14 protein-coding genes are annotated in these 23,572 nt (G+C 40.1%); 9 read left to right on the top strand and 5 right to left on the bottom strand.

Translation table 11 applies throughout. From position 1 onward, the window contains the following. Positions 1-207: 207 nt before the first annotated feature. Positions 208-1,788 (top strand): glycoside hydrolase, encoded by a 1,581-nt coding sequence (locus BUA96_RS07335; RefSeq protein ID WP_072981866.1) that lies wholly within the window; start codon positions 208-210, stop codon positions 1,786-1,788. A gap of 119 nt (positions 1,789-1,907) precedes the next feature. Here BUA96_RS07335 and cydB read toward each other — a convergent pair whose 3' ends face one another. The 4 genes from cydB to BUA96_RS07355 form a co-directional block, all read right to left on the bottom strand. After that, entirely contained in the window at positions 1,908-2,945 is a 1,038-nt protein-coding gene (gene cydB, locus BUA96_RS07340; protein WP_072981868.1) for a cytochrome d ubiquinol oxidase subunit II, read from the bottom strand. A 9-nt stretch (positions 2,946-2,954) separates the two neighbouring features. Further along, the gene (locus BUA96_RS07345; RefSeq protein WP_072981870.1) at positions 2,955-4,337 is read right to left on the bottom strand and encodes a cytochrome ubiquinol oxidase subunit I; all 1,383 of its coding nucleotides are present in this window, start codon (positions 4,335-4,337) and stop codon (positions 2,955-2,957) included. A 170-nt stretch (positions 4,338-4,507) separates the two neighbouring features. Next, on the bottom strand, positions 4,508-5,389 hold the full coding sequence (locus BUA96_RS07350; protein ID WP_072981872.1) for a sterol desaturase family protein: 882 nt from the start codon (positions 5,387-5,389) through the stop codon (positions 4,508-4,510). A gap of 30 nt (positions 5,390-5,419) precedes the next feature. Beyond that, on the bottom strand, positions 5,420-5,890 hold the full coding sequence (locus tag BUA96_RS07355) for a DUF1572 family protein (protein WP_072981873.1): 471 nt from the start codon (positions 5,888-5,890) through the stop codon (positions 5,420-5,422). Positions 5,891-5,989: 99 nt separating this feature from the next. On the opposite strand from BUA96_RS07355, the gene BUA96_RS07360 reads away from it, so the two are divergent. Next, on the top strand, positions 5,990-6,943 hold the full coding sequence (locus tag BUA96_RS07360; RefSeq protein WP_072981875.1) for a lipid A-modifier LpxR family protein: 954 nt from the start codon (positions 5,990-5,992) through the stop codon (positions 6,941-6,943). Here the strand turns inward: BUA96_RS07360 and BUA96_RS07365 are convergent, their stop codons facing one another. Next, positions 6,944-8,659, bottom strand: a complete 1,716-nt coding sequence (locus tag BUA96_RS07365; RefSeq protein WP_072981877.1) for a SulP family inorganic anion transporter — start codon at positions 8,657-8,659, stop codon at positions 6,944-6,946. A gap of 424 nt (positions 8,660-9,083) precedes the next feature. Here BUA96_RS07365 and tilS point away from each other — a divergent pair, with 424 nt between their 5' ends. The 7 genes from tilS to BUA96_RS07400 all read left to right on the top strand — a co-directional run bounded on the left by tilS (position 9,084) and on the right by BUA96_RS07400 (position 23,464). Further along, positions 9,084-10,394 carry a tRNA lysidine(34) synthetase TilS gene (gene tilS, locus BUA96_RS07370; protein WP_072981879.1) on the top strand — a complete coding sequence of 437 codons (1,311 nt, stop codon included), beginning with the start codon at positions 9,084-9,086 and terminating at the stop codon, positions 10,392-10,394. Continuing rightward, on the top strand, positions 10,387-12,387 hold the full coding sequence (locus BUA96_RS07375) for a protein-disulfide reductase DsbD family protein (protein WP_072981881.1): 2,001 nt from the start codon (positions 10,387-10,389) through the stop codon (positions 12,385-12,387). Before tilS ends, BUA96_RS07375 begins: the two co-directional genes overlap by 8 nt. A 14-nt stretch (positions 12,388-12,401) precedes the next feature. After that, entirely contained in the window at positions 12,402-14,246 is a 1,845-nt protein-coding gene (locus tag BUA96_RS07380; protein ID WP_072981882.1) for a CocE/NonD family hydrolase, read from the top strand. Between the two features lie 858 nt (positions 14,247-15,104). After that, entirely contained in the window at positions 15,105-16,973 is a 1,869-nt protein-coding gene (locus tag BUA96_RS07385; RefSeq protein WP_072981884.1) for an alpha-amylase family protein, read from the top strand. Positions 16,974-17,072: 99 nt separating this feature from the next. After that, the gene (locus BUA96_RS07390; RefSeq protein ID WP_072981886.1) at positions 17,073-18,806 is read left to right on the top strand and encodes an FAD/NAD(P)-binding protein; all 1,734 of its coding nucleotides are present in this window, start codon (positions 17,073-17,075) and stop codon (positions 18,804-18,806) included. A gap of 93 nt (positions 18,807-18,899) precedes the next feature. Beyond that, on the top strand, positions 18,900-20,438 hold the full coding sequence (locus BUA96_RS07395; protein WP_072981889.1) for a YifB family Mg chelatase-like AAA ATPase: 1,539 nt from the start codon (positions 18,900-18,902) through the stop codon (positions 20,436-20,438). Positions 20,439-20,593: 155 nt separating this feature from the next. Next, entirely contained in the window at positions 20,594-23,464 is a 2,871-nt protein-coding gene (locus BUA96_RS07400) for a M16 family metallopeptidase (RefSeq protein WP_072981891.1), read from the top strand. Positions 23,465-23,572 lie beyond the last annotated feature (108 nt).

Here is a 23,572-nt window from a genome sequence, read left to right on the forward strand (position 1 = left end):
TCATATTTGTGTGTGTAAACTTTAAACAAGGTAAAAAAAAGGGATGCCTCATCCCAGTGTTTATCTATGTTGAACAATTAGCACCGCACTTTCAACCAATTTATACCGCATCTTACTCAATCGAAATAGTGAAAATTGTATGCAACAAAAGTAGTAGTTAAAATCACTTTTGAATACCGAATGGATATTAAAATTTAAAAACCTGTTTTGAAGCTTAAATTTGTTAAAATAGTACTTTTTGTTTTCGCGCTAGGCGGAATTATTGCCTTTGCAAGTTTCAAGCTTAAAAAGAGTGATCAAGCTACGGGACCTATTGAAGAAGCTATAGAGCTTCATCTGAATCCTAAAGAGACTTTTCAAAAGATTGACAATTTTGGTGCTTCAGATGCCTGGTCTGTACAATTTGTGGGGAAAAATTGGCCTATACATAAACGCGAGCAAATAGCTGATCTCTTATTCAGTACTCAAATGGATCAAGAGGGAAATCCAAAAGGAATAGGTCTTAGCTTATGGAGATTGAATTTAGGAGCCGGAAGCGCAGAACAAGGAAAGTCTAGCGGGATTCGCGATGAATGGCGCAGAGCTGAAAGTTTTCTTACGGAAAATGGCGCCTATGATTGGACTAAACAAAGCGGACAAGTTTGGTTTGCTAAAGCGGCAAAAGAGCGTGGTGTTGAGCAGTTACTTCTTTTTTCTAACAGTCCGCCGGTTGAATTCACCAATAACGGAAAGGCATATACCAGCAATAAAAAAGAAAGTAATCTAGCTGCAACTAACACCCAAGCCTTTGCTAAATACCTGGTAGATGTGACCGAAGGATTTGATACTATGGGACTTGAAGTTGATTACATCAGTCCTGTAAATGAACCGCAATGGGATTGGGCCGATGGTAGTCAGGAGGGTACTCCTTTTTGGAACAATCAGATTAAAGATTTGGTTGTGGCACTCAATCAAGAGCTAAAATCGCGTAAGCTACAGCATACCTTGATTGATATTCCAGAAACGGCACAACTCAATTATCTTTTTGAAAATGGAAACAAAACAGGTAGAGCAGATGTGATCCAAACCTTCTTTGATGAGAATTCAAGCGAATATGTAGGCGATCTTGAGTACCTGAGCAGGTCGGTTTCTGCGCATAGTTATTTTACGACTTCGCCTTTTGAAAGTCTGGTAAAACAGCGCAAAACACTTTTTAACGCGGTAAATAAAATTCCTGATCTTCATTTCTGGATGAGTGAATATTGTATTCTTGGCGATAATGCCGGTGAGATCGAAGGTAACGGCAGAGATCTTGGGATGACTTCGGCGCTGTATATGGCCAAAGTAATCAATACCGATCTTGTTGTGGCTAATGCGAGTGCCTGGCATTGGTGGACGGCTATTTCACCGTATGATTATAAAGATGGTTTGATTTACATTGATAAAAATAAAAATGACGGTGAGGTTCTAGAGAGTAAAATGCTATGGACGCTTGGTAATTACAGCAGGTTTGTTCGTCCCGGCTATACACGCATTCGCATTGAAGATCTTGAAACAAACACGCTGAATGAGAACTTTTTATATTCTGCTTTTAGAAGTCCGGAAAAAGATAAAACCGTTCTTGTTTTTGTAAACGACAGCAATACAAATAAAGCAATTAGGCTGAGCAACTATACCGAATCGTATGACGCAAAAAGTTACGTGACTTCAGCAGAGGCAAATCTTGAATTGACGCCACTACAAACCAAAAACGGATTTGAGATTCCCAAAAAAGCGGTAGTTACCCTAGTACTCGAAACCAAAAATTAACAAGACACTGTTTAAAGGTTAATTGTAAGTGTGTTTTATACCTTGAGCAGCAAAGAGCCCCTTTACTAGGGGCTTTTTTTTTATGCTTTAAAATCCGCTTAATTCTTATTCAGATGTGTTTAATAACTGTGATCGTCTAATTTAACTTTTCCTCTAAAAGTTCGGTAAACGAAAAAGGTATATCCTAGAACCAACGGACCACCGATTGCTACAAATAAGAGCATAATTCCCAGAGAGCGCTCAGAAGATGCAGCTTCATAAACATCCAGACTGTATTTAGGATCAACAGTTGAAAAAAGGAGGTTGGGATACAGCTCTACGGCAACCAATACTAGTAATAAACTTATGGTGAGTGACGAAAAGAAAAATGCCAGTTTATAATTCTTTTTACTCGCCAAACGCGGTACGTTAGCAATACTCAAAAAGGTGAGCACAGGAACGGCAAATAGGATAGGAGCACTTTTAAAATCATCAGACAAATGCGGAATGTAAAGCAGCGTGTAAAGTGTAGTGATCGCAAAGCTTACCATAAAAAAGATCATTCCTTTTTGCAGCAGATTTGTAAGCTGATCAAACATTGCGCCTTCGGTTTTTAGTAAAAGATAAATCGCTCCGTGCGCCATAAATAGGGCGAGTGTCGTCACACCGGTCATTATCGCGTACGGATTCAAAAATTCAAAAAAGCCTGATCCTGTGTATTGATAATTTTCACCTATAGCAAAACCTTGCAGCACATTTCCTAAAACAACGCCTAACAAAAATGCAAGCATAATACTTGAAATGCTGTAACTCACATCCCAAAGTCTTCGCCACCAAAGCATTTCTTCTTTTCCTCTAAATTCAATGGAAATTGCTCTGAAAATAATAAAGATCAAAAACAGCATAAACGGGATATACAATGAAGAAAAAAGTGTAGCATACATCACTGGGAACCCAGCAAATAAGGCTCCGCCGCCAATCACTAGCCAAACTTCATTACCATCCCAAACAGGACCAACGGCATTAAGCGCGATACGGCGATTCAACTCCTTTTTAAAGAATAAATGCCAAGCCCCGGCGCCAAAATCAAAACCATCTAAAATCGCATAGCCTGAGAATAAACCACCAATTACTAAAAACCACCAGGTGGGATAATCTATACCTAAAATTGTTTCCATACTATTCTGTTATCCTGTTACTACTTCGCTGATCTCTTTAGTTAACGGTCGATCGTCATCCTCGTCATTAGCCTCTTCATAAGGTCCGTGTTTTATTTTTTTATTCAGCAGATATACAAAAAGTAAAAAGAGTAGGGCGTACACCGCAAAAAATAGAATGAGCGAAAATAATACTTGATTTGCTGTGACTGCCTGTGAAAAAGCTTCATTGGTACGCAACAAACCGTACACAACCCAAGGTTGCCTTCCCATTTCTGCTGAAAACCAGCCTACTTGATTGGCGATCTGCGGAAGCAGTGCAGTAAATACAAAAACCCACAGCAACCATTTTTTAGTAAATAATTTCTTTTTCCACAGTAAAAACGAAGCATATAAGGTAAGCGCGATCAAAAACATACCGATGGCAACCATAAGGTGATAAAACTGAAAAACAGCATTTACCTGAGAAGGGCGCTCATCTGCGGGGAAAGCATTTAAACCGGTTACTGGAGCTTCAAAATCCTGATCTAATAAAAAAGAAAGTCCGCCGGGAATCGCTAAACCAGTCACTTCTTGCTTCTCCTGATCTACCCAACCGAACAAATACATATCAGCCGCAGCGCTTTCGTCATAATGTCCTTCTAGTGCAGCTAATTTTGCCGGTTGATGTTCTGCTACAACTTCCGCCGAAGCGTGCCCTGCTACAAGTTGAGCGAGCGAAGTTATAGTAGCAATGATAAGTGTGATCTTAAATGCTTTTTTTGAAATGCTCACGTAACGTCCTCTTAAGATATAATAGGCGTGCACACTAAGAATTAAAAATACTCCCGCTAGAAAAGCGCCCAGCCAAACGTGCCAAATACGTTCTACACTCGACGGATTGAAAACCATTGCCCAAAAATCAGTGATCTCTGCACGGGCTTGCATACCTTCTCCTACAATGTGATATCCTGCCGGCGTTTGTTGCCAACTGTTTGCGACTACGATCCATATTGCAGAAAACATAGAACCTAGAAATACGCCGATTGTTGAAACCAAGTGAACCCAAGGTTTAACGCGGTTCCAGCCAAAAAGTAAAACGCCAAGAAAACCACTTTCAAGAGCAAAGGCAAAAATACCTTCGGCAGCGAGGGCGCTACCAAAAACATCTCCTACATAACGCGAATAGGTGGCCCAATTGGTACCAAATTCAAATTCCATTACGATACCCGTAACGACACCGATTCCAAAGGTGAGCGCAAAGATTTTAGTCCAAAATTTTGCGAGAATATGATAATCTTCCTTTTTTGTTCTAACATATAAACTTTCAAAAACCACCATTAAAAGGCCTATTCCTATGCTTAAAGGCGGATAGATATAGTGAAAAGCTACTGTAAAGGCAAATTGTATTCGGGCGAGAAGTTCTACATCCATGAGAGCAGGTATTGGAGAATTTTAGCAAAAGCGGTACGCTGCTTTTTCCTGCTATAAAATTACAACCCAATCTTGGTTTGGACCGGCGGAAACACTAGGTTTTCTTGTTAAAAGTCTTTCATAAATTTTGAAAATTCGTACCATCCAATGGTCGAAGAATTGGAGTAGATCTACTTTTGAGAATGCTCTTTAAAAGGGTAGGTGAGTTGTCCCGTAAAATCGTGTGGAAAGCGCTCATCGCCGTCAAAACCTATCTCTATATCTTTTCCGCTTTTAGGAACGTATGCGGTACCAAAAAGATAGTCCCAAATGCTCAAACTCAAACCGAAATTCATTCCGTACTTATGCTCCGGTGGGAGTGCCTTAGCGTGATGCCAAATGTGCATACGCGGATTATTCAACACATAACCCAGCGGACCGTAACTCCAATCGAGATTGGCGTGGTTTAAATGCCCGATAAACACCGAAAACATATGCACCACAAAAAATTGTTCGATCCCAAAACCTATCATTGCCAGCGGAATATACTGCGCGCTTTTATAAACTAGAGTTTCAACAAAATGGAATCGAAACTGAGCAGCAAAACCCATTTCTTTTACGCTGTGGTGCACTTGATGAAATTTCCATAACCACGGCACACGATGCAGCATTCGGTGTACATTCCATTGGATAAAATCAGCGATGATAAACATGATTAAAAGTTGCGCCCACACCGGAAAGTCCTGAACCTCGATCGCCACCAGATTATCTATTCCAAAAAGTCCTAAAAAGTCATTGAAGAGTTCAACACCTACATTAGAAAGCGCGTTATAACCAATCAAAGAGAACAAAAAGAAATTGAAGATCATATAAAACGCATCAAGCCAAAAACCTTTTCTGAAAATAGGCTGTTTTTTACGCCAGGGAATTATGATCTCAAATGCAAAAACAAGTAAAGACAATCCAAGCAGCCAGTAGAAATAGTTGGTCCACCCGGGATTTGTGATCTCTTCTATCAGGTAATTAAAATAACCCGTAAAAGAATCCTGTATGATCTTTAGATATTTTTCCACGTAGGATAGGTCGGTTTCAAGGCTGTAAAATTACGTTGATGCTTCGGTTTTTAGCAGTAGTACGATCTGTCCCAGATGATAATAGCTGTGTTCAATAAGCGCCTCAATATTGCGTTTATAAGTTCCGTATGCTTCTTTCACAAAAATAGCGTCTAGTTGGGCATCGCTAAGGGGTTGGATTAATGCGATCAATTCTTCGGTATTTTTCCAGAAAAGGGCTAAAAAATTTTGCCACTCCTGATCACTTTGTAAAGGCTCAAAATCAAAACTAAATCGGTCGCTGATGCTAAGTTCACCTCTAAGAAAAACCTGCTTTACACCTGCGATGTAATAATGAATGTGCTGTGCAAGAACCTCGACAGTATTGTACGATCTAATAGGTATGGAAACCTGCGCCAATGAGGTCGTATTCAATTCCTTTTTAAAATTTGTGTTGGCGATCCAGGTACCATCAAGAATTACTTCTTGTAGTCTTTGCGCCAGAGCTGCTGCTTGTGACATAGTTTTATAGAATGGACTCGTGCTTTTTAAATTTAATCAAATCTTGACATTCCTATGAAAGCGGTTATGTTTAAATTTAAAACTGTTTAGTTTAGACCAATGAAGATTGTAAAAATCGGTATTGCCCTGTGGCTTTTTATGACTCCTTTTCTACTGAAAGCACAGCAAGACACCGCCTATAAATACGAAGTGCTGGCAGGTCACGATAACGATTTTACGATTTTTGGCACACGTACAGATTGGCATTATACGTACGGAATTCATTTAGGCTTTGGTTGGCGACCGAAACAAACGAACTTAATCACTCAGCTTTTTCCGAATAAAAAGGCATTCAGTCATTATATAGCGGCGCATATCCAAGCATACACTCCAGATTATGCGCGTACCTATCAAATTGTAAAAACCAGACAGCCCTATGCCGGTTGGGGCTATTTAGATTTTGCGAATAACTACGGATTTGAAAACGTGTTTTTACAATTAAAAGTTGATCTGGGGATTTTAGGACCAGCTGTTCACGCCGGCGATATTCAGAATTTTATTCATCAAAAATTTTCTAAGGATATTTTTGTTGATCAATGGGAAGACCAGATCCCGAATCAGTTTGGTTTTAATTTGAGGGCTAATTATGCTCAGGATATTTTTACTGAAAAATGGCTCAACCTGTACAGTTTAAGCCGAATTTCCGCAGGAAATATCTTTACCTTTTTTGAGCAAGGTCTTTATTTTAGGTTTGGGCAGTTTAATGCAATTGGGCGTTCTGTGGCACGGCAACAGAGTTTGCTAGGTAATGGTGAAACCGAAATTTTTCTTGAAGCCGGTTTTAATATGAATTTTTCAGCATTTAATGCGACCATCGAAAACGCTAATGGGCAAGGCGAAAAAGTAGTTCCGCAAAACCTGGTAAATCACAGGATTTTAAACGGACACGTTGGTGTATTTTTTTCACAGAAACGCTATGCTATAGGTCTAAAATGGAATTATACCGAAGGTGAAATAAAAGGAAATGAACCACACCGGTTTGCGATTCTGGCCGGTACCTATAAGTTTAATTAGTTAGAATTTTTGTCGGGAAACGCGATCTTCAATTTCGGTACGCGGATGTATGCCATCAATAAATTCTACAGCTTCCACAACACGAACAAACAAGTTTTCGGCACCTAATAATTCGGTTACTCCGGTTTTAAATAGAATATCTCGTGTAGGACCTGTGGCAGCGGCGATCATCAGCGTGATTTCTTTTTGACGCAGTTCTAAGATCACAAATTTTAAAATGTAGATCGCACTACTATCAATGTAATTGATCGCTTCGGCATTAATGATAATCGTTTTTAGATCAGGTCCTTTAGCTTTGATGTGTTTCTTCAACTCCTTATAGAAATAATCTTTATTTCCGAAGAATAACTGCGCATCAAAACGAACGACTAAGATGTCTTTTCGGTCAATAATATCAGTTGCAAAACGGTTGATATTCTTAAAATAAGTAGTGCCTTTTATTTGACCCAAAACAGCCATATGTGGTTTTGAAGTTCGATAAACCATCAGCAGCAATGAAAATAAAACGCCAAGAATGATTCCTTCTTGAATACCTACAAACAGCGTAATGATAAATGTAGTCACTAATAAAAAAAACTCATCCTTTTGGTTTTTATAGAGCTCCTTAGGATATTTTAAATCGATCAGACTGGTGATCGCAAGCATAATGATCGAAGCCAAAATTGCATTGGGCAAATAGTAAAACACCGGAGTGAGAAAAAGCAATGTGAGTGCAACAAGACTTGCACTTATGAATGCCGCAACACCTGTTTTTGCACCGGCTTGAAAGTTTACAGCGGTTCGGCTAAAACCCGCGGTTGTGGGATAACATTGAAACAGCGAACCGATTATATTCCCGGTTCCTAATGCGATAAGTTCTTGATTAGGCTTTATCGTATTGGATTTGACTTTTTCTTCTAAGGCTTTACCAATGGAAACAACTTCCATAAAAGCAATAAGAGACATCGCAAGGGCAAGTGTAAAAAGCTGACCAAGATCTTCCCAAGGCACTGTGGGAATATCAAAGCCGGGTAGTCCTTGCGGAATTTTACCCACTAATAGTAAACCATAATTTGTAAGGGGGGTAAAGTAGGCCAGAGCGATCCCAAAAACCACCACCACAATAGCAGCCGGAATCTGACTATTAATACGTTTGATCAAGAGCATAATGCCAATTCCTGTAAGGCCAACAACCACTGCAACCGGATTGATCTGATCAAGTTGTCCCAACGTTTGCTTTATAATTGGCAAGGTCCTGTTACTGGTGACGCTGATACCCAGTAAATGTTTAAGTTGCGTGATACCAATAATTAATGCAGCCGCAGAAGTAAAACCACTGATCACCGGCTTAGACAAAAAATTGACGAGAAAGCCCATTTTTAAAAATCCCATCAAGATCTGAATGATCCCAACAAATAGCGCAAGAAAGATGGCCATCGCAATGTATTCATCAAGCCCACTAAGCGAAAGCGCTCCCAATCCGGAAGCAATAATCAGCGAATCCATCGCCACAGGACCGATGGCAATTTGACGCGAAGTCCCCATTAAAGCATAAATGACTTGAGGTAAAAGAGCAGCATAGAGCCCAAAAACCGGAGGTAAACCGGCGATCATCGCGTATGCCATTCCCTGCGGAATCAACATAATTCCAACGGTTATTCCTGCTGAAACATCACCAGACAGATAACTTTTTTTGTAGTTTGGTAACCAGTCAAATATGGGGAAGAATTTCTTCAAATATTAAATTTTAGAACCACAGCCAAAGCGATACTGCCTTGAGACGTAGTTCAATGTTAAAAACTAATTTCATTGTGTGCCTTCGGCCTTGCCTCGAGGTTTAATATCGGCAAATATAGACCGTAGCTTTTGATGTACTCGTAACTCTTGTTACAAAGCGTCAGGATTAAAAATACAATTTTAAGCGTATCAAATAACCGCTTTGGCTTCCATTCCATGTTAAATAGAAACTAAATAAACTTGCGCTGAGCTTTGCTGCAAAACAGGCCTTAAATTGTATATTTACTCGATAATCAAGAGCGCAAACGTCTAGAAAAAGCGTACTAGTAAAACATTTTACTTTTACGTCCAACTAAAGGCTGGGCAACGTCGCTGATTTGGTTTGAAATTTTAAAAGCGTATAGCGAGAACACCAAGTGTTTTTATGATCAAAAGGTTTAATCAGCATATAGAATCTCAGTTTAATGGATTGAAACAAACTTCGGTTTTGTTAGCGATAAGCGGGGGATTAGACAGTGTGGTTTTGGCCTATTTATTAAAAGCTTGTGATGTTGATTTTGAGATGGCGCATTGCAATTTTAAGCTGCGCGGAAGCGAGAGCGATGCAGATGCAATTTTTGTTGAAAAACTAGCCGAAGCATTACAAGTTAAGTTGCATCTTCAAAATTTTAATACCGAAGCCTATGCTAAAGATCAAAAGGTTTCCATTCAAATGGCAGCACGCGAATTACGGTATCATTGGTTTGAAGAGCTTTGTCAAACATTCGGGTTAGCGTATATCGCCACTGCGCACCATGCGAAAGATGATCTTGAGACTTTTCTCATCAACCTAAGTCGAGGTTCAGGAATAGATGGGCTCACTGGCATTACTGCGCATAATGAGCAATTAATTCGTCCCTTGTTACCGTTCAGCAGAGAAGAGATTCTAGCGTATGCAGAGGCCAATGAGATCAAGTGGCGAGAAGATAGTAGCAATGCTTCAGATAAATATTTGCGCAATCATTTAAGACATCACGCTATTCCTGCGATAGAAGAAGCAGCCCCCCAATTTTTAAATCAGTTTCAGAAGAGTCAACAGCATTTAAAAGAAGTTGCACTGCTACTTGAAGATTACACGGCAATGCTGTTTTCTCAGATCGTAAATCAGTCTTTTAAGGGCTATGAATTAAGCATTCAGAAGTTGAAGCAGACGCCAAATACCAAGGCGGTCTTGTATCAATTACTTAAGGATTTTGAATTTACGGCTTGGGATGATATTTATGATTTGCTAGATGCTGAACCCGGTAAATATGTTTCCGCAAAAAATCACCGACTTATAAGAGATCGTGAGGTGCTACTACTTACAGAACATAAAAAAAAACACGAAGTTGTTTTATGGAATGAGCAAGACGCAAGCCTTGTTCTTGACAATCTAAAGATCAAAAAAGAAGCTGTAGATCAATTTTCAAAAACTACGGCTACCGAAGCTATTTTTGATAAAGACCAATTAGATTTTCCGCTTAAATTAAGAAAATGGGAGGAAGGCGATTGGTTTTATCCATTTGGCTTAAAAGGGAAAAAGAAGCTTAGTAAATTCTTTAAAGACTTAAAATATTCGACTCTTGATAAAGAGTCAGTTTGGCTTCTGTGTAACGACCAAGACATCATCTGGGTCGTAGGAGCACGAACTGACGATCGCTACAAAGTAACCCCTAATACTTCTCAATTTTTAAAAATTACCGCATACTATGATTAAATACGGCTTTCTTCTTGTAACGCTATTGATCTCGCTCACAGGAAATGCACAAGCTTTTGGACCTTCAGCCGGAGCACAAAATCCGGCGCAATGGATGGCTCAAGTAGATAAAACAAGTGAATCAGAATATACCCTGTTGTTAAATGCGAGCATTGAGCCCGAATGGCATGTGTATTCGCAGTTCACAGATCCCGGCGGATCTTTACCTTTAGAATTAGAGTTCCTCGAAGCCGGTAAAGCTTATTCCTTAGAAGGACCCACGGTAGAAAGTGAGACCACAACAGCTTACAGTGAGATCTTTGAGGTAGATGAAACCTTTTTCTCAGAAACCGCGCAGCTATCCCAAAAGATAAAAGCTGAAGAAACCACTGAATATGTCAAGCTGATCTTGAAATATCAGGTGTGTAAAGAAGTGTGTATCAACGAAGAAAAATACATAGTTTTTGACCTCGTTAAAGAGAATGGAAAGGTTTTTAAAGACTTTAATGATTTTCAGGAGTATGGTAACGTTCAGGAAGAAGTAGAAAAGATTGAACCGGTTAAAGAGGTTGTAAAAAAAGAAGAAAAACAAGATCTATGGACCATCTTTTTCGTTGCCTTCGCTAGCGGATTTTTGGCACTGCTCACACCTTGTGTATTCCCAATGATTCCTATGACGGTAAGCTTTTTTACAAAGCAGAGTAAGAATCTGGCAGTGGGTCGTAGAAATGCCATTTTATACGGAATTTTCATCGTGGTAATCTATGTATTGCTTGGATCATTGGTCACCGGGATTTTTGGCGCAGATGCCTTAAACGCTTTATCAACCAACGTTTGGTTCAACTTGATATTCTTTTTACTTCTCGTAGTTTTTGCAGTTTCGTTCTTTGGTGCTTTTGAAATTATGTTACCCAATTCTTGGGCTAACGCCGTAGACCGCAAAGCGGATCGCGGCGGAATTATAGGTATCTTTTTTATGGCCTTGGCTTTAGCCATTGTAAGCTTCAGTTGTACCGGCCCCATTGTAGGAACCTTATTAGTACAAGCCGCTTCAGAAGGTGGTCTGGCGCCCATTTTAGGAATGCTAGGTTTTTCATTGGCTATCGCGATCCCTTTTGCGTTGTTTGCATTGTTTCCTGGGTTGATGAATTCTTTACCCAAATCGGGAGGCTGGCTCAATTCAGTAAAAGTGGTTTTGGGCTTTTTGGAGCTCGCCTTAGCTTTTAAATTTTTATCCAATGCTGATTTGGTTTTGCAGGCACATATATTAGAGCGCGAAGTATTCTTAGCGATTTGGATTGCTATTTTTGGTGCAATGGCGTTTTATCTTTTCGGAAAAATCAGATTATCGCACGATAGTCCGTTGACACATATTTCTTCCGGAAGGTTGATTTTAGGGCTTTTTGTGCTTTCGTTTACGTTATACTTAATCCCCGGCTTGTGGGGTGCACCATTGAAATTGATCAGCGGATTTCCGCCGCCATTAAATTATAGTGAATCGCCATACGGTGTAGGTTATTCTAAAGGTAGTGTTGCAGGTTTAACCGAAGGAGAATTACCGGAAGAAGCCGAACTTGGGCCGTATCAATTGGTGACTTTTACTGATTATGATGCAGGAATGGCCTACGCCAAAGCTGAAAATAAACCGGTACTAATAGATTTTACCGGCAAAGCCTGTGTTAATTGCCGCAAGATGGAAGAGCGCGTTTGGGGCGAACCTCAAATCCTTGGGAAACTACAGAACGATGTGGTCCTTATTTCGTTATTTGTAGATCTAAAGGAAGAACTGCCCGAAGCTGAACAATATGTAAGTGAAGTTACCGGCAAACGCATTCAAACCGTAGGAAATAAATGGAGCGATTTTCAGATTGAAAAATATCAGATTAACGCGCAGCCCTATTATGTGTTGCTAAACCATAATGAAGACGAACTTAACACGCCTGTGGGCTACACGCCAGATGTAGATGAATTTGAAGCCTGGCTCGAAGATGGAATCTCTAAATTCAATGATTAAATAAACACTACTAAATGAAAAAAGTCAAAAATCTAGTATTTGCGGTGCTTTTGCTTTTCGTGAGCTGCATACAAGCACAAACCGAAGAATATGTGCGCGAGCATTACGACAAGAAAGAAGTCAAAATAAAAATGCGTGATGGCGTGCTTTTGCATACGACAATTTATTCGCCAAAAGATAAGTCACAAGAGTATCCTATTTTGATGATGCGTACGCCCTACAGCTGTGCGCCGTATGGTGAAGAAAACTATAAAGGCAGAATAGGACCTAATAAGTTTATGGTTGAAGAAGGTAACATCTTTGTACAGCAAGATGTGCGTGGCCGTTGGAATAGTGAGGGCGTTTACGACAATATGCGCGCGTATATTCCGAATAAAAAAGGAAAACAAGTTGATGAAGCTAGCGATACTTATGACACGATCGATTGGCTTGTAAAGAATGTAGACAACAATAATGGAAATGTAGGAACTTGGGGGATTTCGTACCCAGGTTTTTATGCGACATATTCTTTGCTTAGTGAGCATCCTGCATTAAAAGCAGTTTCTCCACAAGCGTGTATTTCAGATTTCTTTTTTGATGACTTTCATCATAACGGAGCGTTTCTAGAAAGCTATTGGAGAGCGATTTCGCTTTTCGGCTATATGAAAGACCAGCCGGTAACCAAACCTTGGTACGCGTTTCCTGATCTTCCTACGCAAGATCAATATCAGTTTTTCTTAGATGCAGGTCCGTTGACCAATTTAGATGCGTATTACAAAGAAGATAATGTATTCTGGCAGCAAATTAAAGACCATCCTAATTATGATGAATTCTGGAGAAGCCGCGGAATCATTCAGCATTTAAATGATATCAAGCCTGCCGTAATGGTTGTAGGCGGACTATTTGACGCCGAAGATCTTTATGGACCTTTCAACACCTACAGAAAGATTGAGGAGACCAGTGATAACTATAACATCTTGGTTTACGGGCCTTGGAGTCACGGAGATTGGGCGCGTTCAAGTGAGCGCCAAGCTATAGGGAATGTATATTTTGGAGATAATCTTTCTAGAGATTTTCAACAAAATTACGAGACGGTATTTTTCAATCATTTCCTGAAAAATGACGGTAAAGGAGCGATTGACTTCCCTGAAGCTTCTATGTATGATAGTGGTTCACGTGAGTGGGATAGCTATGCGGAATGGCCTCCAAAAGCAGCAGAAACTAAAAGTTTTTATTTAGGAGCAGATCAAAAACTTACTGAGAGCGCTTCGGCAGATTTTGAAAATGCTTTTGTAAGTGACCCTTCTAAACCGGTTCCGTATTCGGAAGACATTAAAATGGTATTCACACCCAGAAAATACATGACCGACGATCAGCGATTTGCAGCGCGCAGACCAGACGTTTTGGTTTACGAAACCGAAGTTTTAGAGGATGATATGACGATCACCGGTGAAATACTAGCTAAACTTCAGGTGGCTACCACAGGTTCTGATGCAGATTGGGTAGTAAAACTGGTAGATGTGTATCCTGCAGGAGCAGAAGATTACCCTGAAACTCAAGACTACTTAAAAATGGATAATTACCAGATGATGGTGCGTAGTGAAGTAATGCGTGGACGTTTCCGTGAGAGTTTTAGTGAACCTAAAGCTTTTGAACCTAATCAAAAAACCGAAGTAGATCTAACCTTACAAGGGGTAAACCATACGTTTTTAAAAGGACATAAAATGCAAATTCAAATTCAGAGTACGTGGTTTCCGCTAATCGATCGCAATCCACAAACTTTTGTACCTAATATCTACAAAGCCGATGCTGAAGATTTTCAAAAGCAGACGCATACTGTTTTTGGAGATTCAGAAATTCAGTTTAAGGTTTTAAAGTAATTCAAATACTAAACTTGTTGCAAAAGCGCTCAGATCGGGTAAACGATTTGAGCGCTTTTTTATTTTAAGAAGCATGATGCTTAAAATGCGTATCAAAAGCTGTAGTCTTGCAGTAGTGATTACACGCATATAAAAATTACCCTTTGGTTTATCTGAGAATTCTTTTTGTAATCCTTGTGTTACTCGAGTTGCGCTATAAAAAGTTCAAATCGGTAAAAGAGCTGTGGTTGTGGTTGTTTTTAGTAGCTATTTTCAGCTGGTTAGGCTACCTCATTTTTTTAATCTTCAGAAAAAGGATTTTCATCCGCAGGGACCGCTTCAACTTATCTTTCAGGAAAAGAGAGAAGAATCAAATAGAATAGGGGATTTGTACAAGAAATTGTTTTGCGCCCTAAGGTGTTGAATAGCAAAATTTACAGCGTAGAAATAGGCCTAAAAAAGAAAAACACCTTGCTCGCGCAAAGTGCCTTTCACCCCTAAATTGTCAATGACATCGTAAAGCTACAAAATTAATTTGCAACTCTTTCTGTTAAAATATAACTAAATCGTTTTATAATTTTTCGATTTTTTACAAATGGTGTAAAAAAGAAAAACACCCTGCTCGCGCAGAGTGCCTTTCACCCCTAAATCATTAATGCGTTTAAAATTTAATTCCCCTAATAATTAGATTATAAACGGTATTAATCTTTAATTATTAATACGAGATAAAAGTATCTATAATATACTTGTGACAAAAGGGGGAAATATCCCCTTTTTTACCGCTGAAATCAGGTTAATCGATTTAGGCGAGCAATTAAATTTATGTTAGTTTTAAATCTTATAAAATTTGTTTTCTAATTATAACTTTAAATTAGTTGGATGATCAAAAATATCCTTTTAATTAGCCTTGGAATACTTCTAACAAGCTGTGCACAGAACAAGTCTAATCACATAAAAGAGCCTATGCAGAATACAGACCCAAAGAAAAAAGTAGTTTATCACGTTTTTACCAGATTATTTGGCAATACGAACACAACCAATAAACCTTGGGGTACCATCGAAGAAAATGGTGTAGGGAAGTTTGAAGATTTTACCGCCAAAGCTTTAAGTGAGATTAAAGAGCTTGGCGTAACTCATATTTGGTACACTGGAGTTCCGCATCACGCTGTAATCACTGATTATACACAATTCGGTATTTCTAACGATGATCCTGATGTTGTAAAAGGCAGAGCCGGCTCACCCTATGCGGTAAAAGATTATTATCAGGTTGATCCTGATATGGCTGTAAATCCTGCAAATAGGCTTGAAGAGTTTGAAGCACTCATAAATCGTACGCATCAAGCAGATTTAAAAGTGATCATAGATATCGTCCCCAATCACGTGGCACGCAAATATGAAAGTTTAAACACTCCGGAATATACTGTGCCTTTTGGGGCGAATGATGATACTTCGGTGGCATATGCCAAGAATAATAACTTTTACTACATCCCGGGAACCGATTTTATAGTGCCGCAATGGGAAAATGGATATGTGCCTTTAGGCGAAAAGTCGGCAAGTGCGGATGCACAGTTTACAGAGTCTCCAGCAAAATGGACAGGTAATGGAGCAAGAGATGCGCAACCTGCGCAAAATGATTGGTACGAGACCGTTAAAATAAACTACGGCGTGAGTCCGGAAGGACATAAAGACTTTGATTTGTTGCCAGAAGATGCCGGACATTGGGATCATCAGAAGCATTTTGATTTTTGGAAAGATAAAGACGTTCCGGCTTCTTGGAAACAGTTTAAAGAGATTGCCTTGTTTTGGCTGGATAAAGGTGTAGACGGATTCCGTTATGATATGGCCGAAATGGTTCCTGTAGAATTCTGGAGTTATATGAATGCTGCTATTAAAATGGAGCGTCCTGATGCTTTTTTAATGGCCGAAGTGTATAATCCACAGTTGTATCGCGAGTATATATTTAAAGGAAAAATGGATTATCTATACGACAAAGTGGAGCTTTATGATACGATAAAACACGTGATGCAAGGCCACGGAAGCACAGACCATTTTGCACCAATCCTGAAGTATCAGGAAGATATTGAACATAATATGCTGCACTTTCTGGAAAACCACGACGAGCAGCGCATAGCTAGTGATGCTTTTGCGGGAGATGCAGCAAAAGGTAAACCTGCGATGGTTGTTTCGGCGTTGATCAGTACGGCTCCAACAATGATCTATTTTGGTCAGGAATTGGGTGAGCCGGCACTTGAAGACCTGGGCTTTGGCGATCCTACACGGACTTCAATTTTTGACTACGGAAGCGTACCTAGTGTAGTGCGTTGGGTCAATGACAAAAACTTTGACGGCGGGCAGTCTACTCCTGAAGAAAAAGAGCTTCGAGATTTTTATAAACGCTTGCTGAATTTCAGTTTAGAAAATTCGGCGATAATGGGAGGGTATGCAGATATTCACTGGCATAATCGTCAGCATACCGAATGGTACAATGATCGGGTGCATTCCTTTGTGCGCTGGTCTGATACTGATAAACTCATCATTGTCACCAACTTTGATGCTAAAGATACGTTTGGTTTTGAATTGCAAATACCACAGGATATTATTAAACAATGGTACCTCAACGACGGGACGTATAAAGCAACAGATCAACTTTATAATGAAGAGCAAGCTGCGCTTCAAGTTCAAAATCAAGCAGGAACGATTCGCGTAGACATCAAACCGCTTCAATCCTTTGTTTTTAAAATAGAATAGCAACTTTATGATAAGCTTAAGGGCTTATGTTTCAGGCTTAACGGAATACTAAGATTTATAGTTTTAATTTTAGGCATTAAGCTTTAAAACAAAAAATCTGTGTCAAAACCATATACGATAGGTATTGTAGGAGTTGGTCCGCGTGGGCTGGCCGCGCTTGAAAGTCTTTTTTTAGTCAAAAGTAATAGCAAATCAAGCCTTGACTTACACGTCAAATTGTTTGAAGCTTCGCCCTATCCCGGGGCGGGACAAATCTGGACGCCTGACCAAGTAGAGACCAATTTGTCAAACATTCATGAGCGTAATTTATCAAACGATCTGGCAGGTAGACCATCAATAAGTGTTGATGATATTTTTATTCCTGAATTTCCAGGTTATGCAGATTGGTTGACTGATAGAAAGGATGCTCCGGCAAACGTATCAAAAGATCATTTCCCTGCGCGTTCTATGTTGGGTATTTATTTATATGAACGATTTCTGACCATCTACGACGCTCTGAAAGGTCAAAATAAAGCTGAATTGTTTTCCGCTGAAATAGTGCAAATTGATGCTAACGAGCAAAGCGGAATTATTATTACTAAGGACGCTCAACAGCATATGGTTGATGAAATTGTACTTACCATTGGTCATCAGCCTACGTACGACTCTGAGCAGCTGCAATTATGGGATACTCACGCCAAACAAAATAACCTAAAACTGTATAAAGACCCTTATCCCGTGGGTGCTTTAGAAACCGATGCAATAACTCCTGAAACTAAAATCGCGCTACGTGGTTTTGGCTTGTCTATGGTAGATCAGGTGAGAGCATTGAGTATAGGTTTTGGCGGAAGTTTTGTACCTATTGCTGATTCTGTTGAGCTTAACTATATTCCTTCAGAGGAAGCGCCACGTGAATTGGTGGCTTTTTCCTTAAACGGTTTGCCACCGGTTCCTAAACCATTTTCGGGTGAAATTGATTCATGGTTTGAACCTTCCGAAGAAGAATTTAAACTTCTCATACAGGCGGTCGAACAAGCTGAAGCGAATGCCTCAACTATCAATGATGCTTCCTTCCTCATAGAAGCTATCGCGCAGATCACCAGTTCCGTTTACAAGAGACTGGGAAGCAAAGCGAAAGCCACAGATTTATCTGCTGATGACCTGACTGAATTGACCCTACAAGTGATCAAAAAACCGGACACCGAGCATACTTTATTGGTAAGCACTAAAAAAGATACGCTCGAGGCGATGCTATTGTACTTACATATGGCTTACGGCAAAACCAAAATTAGCTTGGATTATTGTTTAGGTCAGGTGTGGCGTTTTGCTTTAGGAGTTTTGTATCACGATTACACGTATATGAATCTTGGTGATGACGCAATGGTTGATGTGGTAAAGTACATTGAGGCCAGTAAACGCTATTCTTATGGTCCACCGGTCAAAAGTTTACAGCAACTCATAGCTTTGGTAAAAGCCGGAGTTTTAAATCTTGATTTTGTAGCAGATCCTGAGATTAACTTAGTACCTAAAGGTTGGCAATTGCGCAAGGATGGGAAAACTATCGTGGTTCAGGTGATGGTTAATTCGGTAATCGATGCGCCGCAATTAGCCAAAGTGAGTAGTCCTTTAATAGCGCATCTCAGAACTGATAAACGCGTGGATGCGGTGAGCTATAAATTGGGATTACATACGTTAGAAGATGGTCGCATTATTAGTAAAGGCGGAAATACGCACCAAAATATAGCGTTGTTAGGCCGGCTAGCCAAAGGTAGTGTGGTGGGTGTAGATGACTTGATCGAATGCTTCGGGAAACCGGCACGTAAGTGGGCTGAAGGTGTGCTTAATAGAAATTAGATTAGACAGATTGACATAAACCATTAAAAATCAGTAAGCTAATTTCAAAAGTTGGAAATAATATTGTTTCTTTAGAAAACCAACTTAAAAATTATGCTTACAAAGGTTTATGGTTCAGCGGTTTTTGGCGTTGAAGCTTCTACAATTACAATTGAGGTAAATATTGACAAAGGCATTGGCTATCACTTGGTAGGACTGCCCGATAACGCGATTAGAGAAAGCAATTACCGCATTGCTGCGGCACTTCAGAATAACGGTTTTAAAATTCCCGGAAAGAAAATCACGCTTAATATGGCGCCTGCTGATCTCCGCAAGGAAGGAAGCGCTTATGACCTTACACTCGCAATTGGTATTCTGGCGGCAAGCGGACAAATAAAAGCAGAGAATTTAGAAGAATACATCATTATGGGCGAACTCTCGTTAGACGGAAGTTTGCAGCCCATACGTGGTGCTTTGCCTATTGCGATCAAAGCGCAGGAAGAAGGGTTTAAAAAGTTTTTACTGCCCAGTCAGAATGCTAAGGAAGCGGCGATAGTTAAAGACCTGGAGGTTTATGGGATTGATTCCATTGCACAGGTGATCGATCATTTTGATAATGATGCGCCTTTAGAACGCACAATTGTTGACACGCGTAACGAATTTTTCAACGCCTTAGAACATCCTGAATTTGATTTTAGTGATGTAAAAGGGCAGGAGTCTATTAAGCGTTGTATGGAGATCGCCGCAGCCGGTGGTCATAATATTATTTTAATCGGTCCACCAGGGGCGGGTAAGACCATGCTTGCAAAGCGTTTGCCTTCTATTTTACCGCCAATGACTTTGCGAGAAGCACTCGAAACGACTAAAATTCACAGTGTTTCGGGTAGAATGCGGGAACACGTGGGCTTGATGGCACAACGACCTTTTAGAAGTCCGCATCACACGATTTCAGACGTCGCCCTCGTGGGCGGTGGGGCGTATCCACAACCGGGAGAGATCTCCCTGGCGCATAATGGGGTGCTTTTTTTAGATGAATTACCCGAATTTAAACGCACCGTTCTTGAAGTGATGCGCCAACCGCTAGAAGATCGCGAAGTCACAATCTCACGTGCGAAATTTACAGTAACCTATCCCAGTAGTTTTATGTTGGTCGCCAGTATGAATCCCAGTCCGGGTGGTTATTTTAACGATCCCAGTGCTCCGGTGAGCAGTACGCCAGCCGAGATGCAACGCTATTTGAGTAAAGTCTCCGGGCCTTTATTAGATCGTATTGATATTCATATTGAAGTGACACCTGTACCTTTTGATAAACTTTCTGAAGAACGCAAAGCGGAAAGTAGTGTGGCGATCAGAAAACGTGTCACCGAAGCACGCAAATTACAAACCAGCCGATTTGCCGAAATAGAAACCATCAATTACAACGCGCAGATGGGCGTTAAACAAATCAGACAGCACTGCGCTTTAGATGAAACTTCAAAAAACCTATTGAAAAACGCAATGGAAAAGCTCAATCTTTCGGCACGTGCGTATGATCGTATTCTTAAAGTGTCCCGTACTATTGCCGACTTAGAAGCTTCAGAACAGATACAAGCCCATCATATCACAGAAGCCATTCAGTATCGAAGCTTAGATCGTGATGGATGGTTGGGATAAGCGCTCAAACAAACTTAGTCATTCAATAAAATGCATCAGTTTTTTGATTTCGTTAAATAAACCCTAATAGTTTTGTAACTTAGGCTAAAATATTGCGTCTTTTCTAACAGTTTTAGGAATGCTAATCAATTTTATTAATCAAAAAACGAACATCTATGATTAAAACAAGATGGACACCAATGGCACTGTTGCTGTCATTGTTTGTGGCAACCTTTATTTCTTGTGACGACAAAAAAGCAGGAGATAACGACGTCGCAGAGGCCAAACTATCAATCGATTATGAGAAGTACGAGCTCGAGAATGGGTTAAACGTAGTACTTCATCAAGACAAAAGTGATCCTATTGTATCTGTAGCCATTCAGTATGGCGTAGGATCTAACCGCGAGAAAAAAGGGCGCACGGGTTTTGCACACTTATTTGAGCATATGCTTTTTCAAGAATCAGAAAACGTTCCGCAAGATCAATTCTTTAAAACCATTCAAGATGCCGGGGGTACTTTAAATGGTGGTACTTGGCAAGATGGTACGGTGTATTACGAAGTGGTGCCTAATAACGCATTAGAAACCGTGTTGTGGCTAGAGTCTGACCGTATGGGCTTCCTGATCAATACCGTTACCGAGTCGGCTTTTGCGAATCAGCAAGAAGTGGTTCAGAATGAAAAACGTCAACGTGTGGATAACAATCCGTACGGGCACACCAGTTGGGTGATTGACAAGAATTTATTCCCAGATGGACACCCATACAGCTGGCAGGTCATTGGTGAACTTGAAGATCTTCAAAACGCTACGGTAGAAGATGTAAAAGAATTCTACGATAAATTCTACGGTCCTAACAATGCTACACTAGTTATTGCCGGAGATTTTGAAGAAGGCAAAGCCAAAGAGTTAGTAGAAAAGTATTTCGGTGAAATTAAAAAACGTCAAGAAGTAGAGCCTTTACCTGTTCAGAACGTGACTTTAGATGAGACCAAGCGTTTTTATCACGAAGATAATTTTGCGACCGCACCGCAGTTAAATATGGTTTGGCCTACAGTTGAGCAATACACTGATGATGCGTATGCTTTAGACTTTTTAGGCGAAATTCTTTCAGACGGAAAAAAGGCACCATTATACCGCGTGCTGGTTGAAGATATGGAGTTGGCTTCCCAACCATACGCGTGGAATGGCTCTGATCAAATCGCAGGAAAATTTAGAATTTCGGTAACTGCAAATTCCGGTGTTGACCTGGACAGTGTAGAAACCGGAATCAACAAAGCATTTGCGCTGTTTGAAAAAGAAGGCGTGAAGGCCGAAGATATCGAGCGCATTAAAGCCGGTTTAGAAACTGATTTTTATAATGGAATCAGTAGTGTTTTAGGTAAATCCTTTCAACTGGCGCAGTACGATGTATTTACCGGAGATCCCGGATTTATCGAGGATGATATTGAGAACATCAAAGCGGTTACTGCAGAAGATGTAATGCGTGTTTATGAAAAATACGTAAAAGGCAAACCGTATGTAATGACCAGTTTTGTACCAAAAGGACAAATGGAGCTGATCGCTGAGAATTCAGAAAAAGCAGAAGTTGTTGAAGAAGAGATCACCGAAAATGTGGAGACCGAGATTGTTGATGCAGATGTTGAGATCGAGAAAACACCTTCTAAGTTTGATCGTTCGGTTGCACCTGCAATGGGTGAAACTCCAAAACTTAATATTCCTGATAGCTGGACTGCAGAGTTACCAAACGAAATGGAAGTTTATGGTATCGTTCAAGACGAACTTCCGCTAGTAAACTTCAGCCTAGTGATCGAAGGTGGTCATTTATTAGATGATCTAAATATAAATGGAGTGGCTAATTTAATGAGCGACATTCTTATGGAAGGTACAGCAACCAAAACTCCGCTAGAATTAGAAGAAGCTATTGACCGTCTTGGAGCGAGCATAAATATGTACACCACTGACGAATCTATAGTATTAAGAGGAAATACGCTAGCGCGTAATTTTGATGCCACGATGGCTTTGGTTCAGGAAATTCTTCTAGAGCCACGTTGGGATGAGAAAGAATTTGCGCGTATCAAAACAAGTACGATCAATGGTATCAAGCGTTCTGACGCAAATCCTAATGTGATTGCAAACCGCGTGTACAGCAAACGTTTGTACGGAGAGAACCATCCATTGGCGTATTCTACTTCAGGAACCGTGGAGTCTGTTGAGGCGATCACAATGCAAGATCTAAAAGACTACTACAACAACTATTTTTCACCTAGTGTAAGTCGTTTCCACGTAGTGGGAGATATTAGTGAAAGTCAGGCTTTGGCTTCCTTAGAAGGTCTTAAAGAGAACTGGGCGGCTAAAGAAGTGACGATTCCTGAATTCCCTGTAGAAAACAACAGAGACAAAGCATCGCTTTATTTTGTGGATGTTCCTAACGCAAAGCAGTCGGTAATCAATATTGGATACATCTCTATGCCACGTACGGATAAAGATTTTTATCCTGCAGAGGTGATGAATTACAAATTAGGAGGATCGTTTAGCGGTAATGTAAATCTGGTTTTACGTGAAGAAAAAGGGTATACCTATGGTGCGCGTTCTGGTTTTAGCGGAAGTAAAATTCCCGGTACGTTTACAGCATCTTCTTCTGTACGAACCAACACCACTGGTGAATCAGTTTCGATCTTTAGAGATGAAATTCAGAAATATAAAGACGGTATTTCACCCGAAGATCTTGAGTTTACTAAAAACGCTTTGATCAAATCAAATGCACGACGTTTTGAAACTCAAGGTTCGCTTTTAGGTATGTTACAAGAGCGTAGTGCTTACGATCTAGATCCTAACTATATTGAGAATGAAGAAGCAACGATCAAGAATATGACTTTAGAGCAGCATAAAGCTTTAGCTAATAAATATCTTGATGAGTCTAAAATGGCGTATTTGGTTGTTGGGGATGCAGCAACGCAGTATCAGCAATTTAAAGAAATGGGCTTTGACGAAGTAATGCTTCTTGATAAAGAAGGCAACGAAGTGAAACTTGAAGAAATAAAGAAGTAAAACTTCAATACATACTTTAATTAGAACCCGCTAAGGCTAAGCTTTAGCGGGTTTTATTTTGTCCTGCATCAAAGATTTTCTTCAATTTTAGCCAGACATCTGTTAACA

Origin of the sequence: Leeuwenhoekiella palythoae (genome assembly GCF_900130045.1) — a bacterium.
GTDB classification, from domain to species: Bacteria; Bacteroidota; Bacteroidia; order Flavobacteriales; family Flavobacteriaceae; genus Leeuwenhoekiella; species Leeuwenhoekiella palythoae.